Genomic DNA, 1,627 nt, shown 5'->3' with positions numbered 1-1,627 from the left:
TCCTTGTATATTAGAGTTAGGGTTTTAACCTTCCGGTTTTGATTGGATAACCCTATGAACCATCGTTATTTTAATTTGGTATTAACTCATTCATTTTGAGATAATATATTTATTGGATTGAGAGGCTATGCCGTTGCCTCCTTGAGTTTTGAAGCTCGTAATCGAAAGACTGGCACCTCTCTCTGATAAGTGGATTACGTATGAGTTAGATGTTGAAAGTTTTTGCTTTACTCCGTATCTCGTACAAGGTAGTGACGCTTTTCAGTTGAGCGGGTTTCAATCCAAAATATTTTTTTAGAAAGGTCAAATGTATGTACTTCTTAGGAATTGATATCGGCAAGCGAACTCACGTGGCTTCTTTAATGAGTGAAGAAGGTAAAGTGATCCTAAAAGGTTTTTCTTTCCCTAACACTACTGAAGGAGCTGATTCCCTGATTGAGCGGCTTTCAAAATATTCAGAGACTCCCGCTGACTTTATTGTCGGAATGGAAGCTACGGGTCATTATTGGCTCTCCATCTTTTCATACCTCCACGAATCAGACTTTTTGATTCACGTTGTGAATCCTCTTCAAACCGATGGCTGGCGCAAAGGAACAGAAATCAGAAAACGAAAAAATGATATTATTGATTCTGTTTTGATTGCTGACTTGATGCGTTATGGTTCCTTTGTAGAAACAGTATTGTCTGATGAAAATGTTTTTTCGTTAAAACAACTTTCACGTTACCGAACCTATTTAGTAGGTACCGCAAGCGACTTCAAACGAAAAATCATAGCTGTACTAGATCAAGTGTTTCCTGAATATGCATCAATTTTTTCTAAACAAGGTATTTTCGGAAAAGCGTCTAAAGAGTTATTGCTTGAGTTTAGTTCTCCTATAGAGCTAGAAGAAATTTCGGCAGAAACGTTGGCTCAATACTTAGCTGAGTTAAGCAGGAACCGAATAAAGCCAGAGAAAGCAGATCAATTGAAGCAAGCAGCTTCTAACTCCTTTGGAGTGAAATTTGCTCAAGAAGCTTTTACATTTCAATTACGCTCCATGATTGAACAATTGAAATTCATCGAAAGCCAAGTAAAAGAAACTGAAAAAGAAATTAAGCGCATAATGAGTAATTTAGACTCTGTTATTCTCACAATCCCTGGAATCGGCCCTATAAATGGCGCGACAATTCTTGGTGAAATTGGAGACATTCGCAAATTTTCTAATCCGAAAAAACTGGTTGCTTATGCTGGCATAGACGCGTCTGTGTCCCAATCTGGGCAATACGAAGCAACACATAATGTTATGAGCAAGCGTGGATCTCCATACTTACGAAAAGCCTTGTTTTCAGCTGCTCTAGTTGCTTCTCAATGTGATCCTGTTTTTCGCGCGTTTTATCAGAAAAAAATTTCTGAGGGAAAGCATCATCTGACGGCCTTAGGTGCTGTTTCTCGTAAGCTTTGTTATGTGATTCATGCTATTTTAACTAAAAATGAACCTTATAAGATTGTTTCCGATTAGCTATTGAACAATCAAAAAAATCTAATAGTGAAAGGTCTATTTGTTGTACTCATTTTTTGGACTTAACTGTTATAAAATATTTTTTTGATTTAGCTAATTTTCACTTGACTCTATATAGTTAGTCTTTC

Annotated in this window: 1 protein-coding gene; it reads left to right on the top strand. The window is 36.9% G+C overall.

Annotation, left to right across the window (positions count from 1 at the left end; genetic code table 11):
• Positions 1-311: 311 nt before the first annotated feature.
• Positions 312-1,499 (top strand): IS110 family RNA-guided transposase, encoded by a 1,188-nt coding sequence (locus tag ACI3E5_RS17515; RefSeq protein WP_010748508.1) that lies wholly within the window; start codon positions 312-314, stop codon positions 1,497-1,499.
• The last annotated feature ends 128 nt before the right edge of the window (positions 1,500-1,627 follow it).

The sequence above is a fragment of the Candidatus Enterococcus avicola genome (genome assembly GCF_047470845.1).
Lineage (GTDB): Bacteria > Bacillota > Bacilli > Lactobacillales > Enterococcaceae > Enterococcus_D > Enterococcus_D casseliflavus.
This window is presented reverse-complemented; position numbering and strand designations above follow the sequence as displayed.

Coding starts and splice junctions, on each gene's coding strand:
- ACI3E5_RS17515 (WP_010748508.1), top strand. CDS start 312: ATGTACTTCTTAGGAATTGATATCGGCAAGCGAACTCACGTGGCTTCT.